At 31.7% G+C, this 2,402-nt stretch carries 4 protein-coding genes; all 4 read right to left on the bottom strand.

Annotation, left to right across the window (positions count from 1 at the left end; all coding sequences use genetic code 11):
* Positions 1–142: 142 nt before the first annotated feature.
* On the bottom strand, positions 143–892 hold the full coding sequence (locus Q8S45_RS00020; protein WP_305600070.1) for an SIMPL domain-containing protein: 750 nt from the start codon (positions 890–892) through the stop codon (positions 143–145).
* Positions 893–1,569: 677 nt separating this feature from the next.
* A complete protein-coding gene (locus Q8S45_RS00015) occupies positions 1,570–1,881 on the bottom strand; it encodes a type II toxin-antitoxin system RelE/ParE family toxin (protein ID WP_305600068.1) in 312 nt (103 codons plus the stop codon).
* The gene (locus Q8S45_RS00010; RefSeq protein ID WP_305600067.1) at positions 1,869–2,102 is read right to left on the bottom strand and encodes a hypothetical protein; all 234 of its coding nucleotides are present in this window, start codon (positions 2,100–2,102) and stop codon (positions 1,869–1,871) included. The genes Q8S45_RS00015 and Q8S45_RS00010 overlap by 13 nt, the downstream gene beginning before the upstream one ends.
* Before the next feature lie 96 nt (positions 2,103–2,198).
* On the bottom strand, positions 2,199–2,402 hold a 204-nt coding region (locus Q8S45_RS00005; RefSeq protein ID WP_305600065.1), incomplete at its 5' end, for a hypothetical protein.

The following is a 2,402-nucleotide window of genomic DNA, read 5'->3' as shown; positions in this document are numbered from 1 at the left end:
TTTCCAAACCTTTTTGAACATTGGCAATACGAAGGCTTTAGACCGTAAAACTTGAATTAAGAAGAGCCGTATGAATCGAGAGGTTCACGTACGGTTCTGCGAGAGGTTTAGGGGTGAGATTCCCCTTTACCTACTCGACTTGTTATTCTAAGAAGAAAACAATCGTGCTCACTACTCTTGCTTTTTGAATGAAAGGTTCTTTGGGTTTTTCGCTGGTTTCTTCGTCATAATAATACTTTCCAGCAATTGTAATCTGGCCTTGTGAAGCTGTCTTTATTTTACCCAATTTTGCTTGCGAATCATTGGCAAACTGCTCTCCTGCAATGCGTGCATTTTTTGTACTTTCAGCTATTAACTGAGGTTTAATTGAATTTAAATCGGGAAAAGAATAGTCTGTACTTAAATTACTTGTTAAATCCTTGTTAACTAAATCCATTTTTATTTGAGCGGTTTTATCTTCTGTGGTTTTTACATCTTTCGATTGAACAGTCAAGCTTTGTAAAATGGTATATCTATCTATTTTTACCTGTACTTGTTGATTATTTTGCCATTGGGTTTCGTAATATTCTTGTCGGTCGGTTACACCTGTATTGTTTATTGTTATGTCATTTTTGTCATATCCAATACTTGTTAAATAGGTGATAATGGCGGTTTTCTTGTTTTCTGTTTTCTTAATTATATCTTGCAAATTATCACCCGAATTCGAAAAATTTAAATCGATAATAGCGGAAGTTGCTGTCATATTCATTTCAGCTAATCCTTTTACAGTGACTACACGGTCTTTGTCGCTAAATGTTTTTAGACCTTTAAAAATAAAAAAGCCTAATAAAAAAAGCCCTAATAATATCGAAAAGGCTAGAATAATTGATTTTGATTCAGATTTATTTTCCATAGTTAAAAAGATTTAAGTAGTTTTTGTGATTTGTTATTCATATTTCAAATTCAATATCGTTTACTTTTTCAAATTTTCATCCATATTTCTCGCTCCGTGCATCAGCCTTGCCACCGTGTTTTTATAAGATTTGTGCGACGTAAAAATCGGAGATTTTTCCGCCCGTAGCAATATTTTAATTGAATGTTTGTCGGTTTGTATTAGTTCAAATTTAAGCATAAATTTTATGAGGTGTTGCAATTAGTTTTTATCCCAATTTTGATTTTTTGTTCTAATTTTAATTTGGCAATTTTTTAAATCGGTTTATGATTTTAAAAATCTGGAATGTTTCTCGGTTTATTGCAATTTTCCTTTTATGAATTTCCGCTTTGTTGCTCAATTCCGCCATTTTGCTCAAAATCAGAAATCTTTCTCGGATTGTTGAAATTTGTCTTTTTTAGTCTTTTCCGTTTCGTTGCTCAATTCCGCTGTTTTGCTAAAATCAAACCATTTTCCTTTCATATCAGTAATTCAGTTCAAGTCCATTTTTTCGCCTTGTTGCTAACGAGTTTTTATAAGATTTGTGCGACTTAAAAATCGGAGATTTTTCGGTTGTAGCAAATTGTTTGTTGAATGTTTGTCGGTTCTTTATTTAGTTCAAATGCGAGCATAAATTTTATGAGGTGTTGTACAACGTTTTATTCCTGACTTAAGAATTTCAATAATTTATCTGGGTTTTGCCTGTTATCCCAAAAGCCAGTAATAATAATTTTCGAATTAACTTTTCTGTAAAGAATGCTATAGTGTCCTAAAGAAATAACTCGAGTATCATTAAACTCCGTTTTCTTTCCTAATTCGGGATTTGTCTTTAAAATAGTTGTTCTTTCTTTGATACTTGAATTGAGTTTTTTAGAATAAGTCGTACTTTTATTTCTATCATTCCAATATTCAAAGGTATAATTTCTCTGTTTTAGAGCTGTGTTAGTCCAAAAAATACTTAATTCAGCCATTTAGAATCTGAGTCATTTAATTCCGATTCAGAAATGAGATTTCCGTTTTCAATATCCTTTTCACTCATTAAAAGCATCTCAATTTGCTCGGATGATAATGAAAGCACATCATCACTTTGAGTCGACTCAAAAATATTACTGATTGCTTGTAATAATTTTTCGTTTCTCGTGGCAAGAATTCTGTCGATTAAATTATTTTTTATGCTTTCTATTCCTGTCATAACTTTAAATTTATTGTAAAGTTCGTTTATTTTTCGGTTTTTTCCAAATGTTGTACAACGTCTCGTATAAGAATAGTAGCCGATTGCGTAAGCATCCTAAATTTTATGCGGGCTACAATGTTCATATTCAATGTTATTTCGGCTATTATTTTTAGCCATTGTGTCTGTTGCACAATTCAGAGTAAATATAGCTAAAAAAGGTTGTAAAATTTCACAGAAATTAGTACTTTCATGGTATGCAAGGCAAGAAAGACTATCAGGAAAAATTATTCGCTCATTTTCAGTTAAGTGAGCGAGTAC

Origin of the sequence: Lutibacter sp. (assembly GCF_030692605.1) — a bacterium.
In the GTDB taxonomy this organism is placed as follows: Bacteria; Bacteroidota; Bacteroidia; order Flavobacteriales; family Flavobacteriaceae; genus Lutibacter.
The sequence above is the reverse complement of the archived record's forward strand: the minus strand, read 5'-3'. Positions and strand labels throughout refer to the sequence as shown.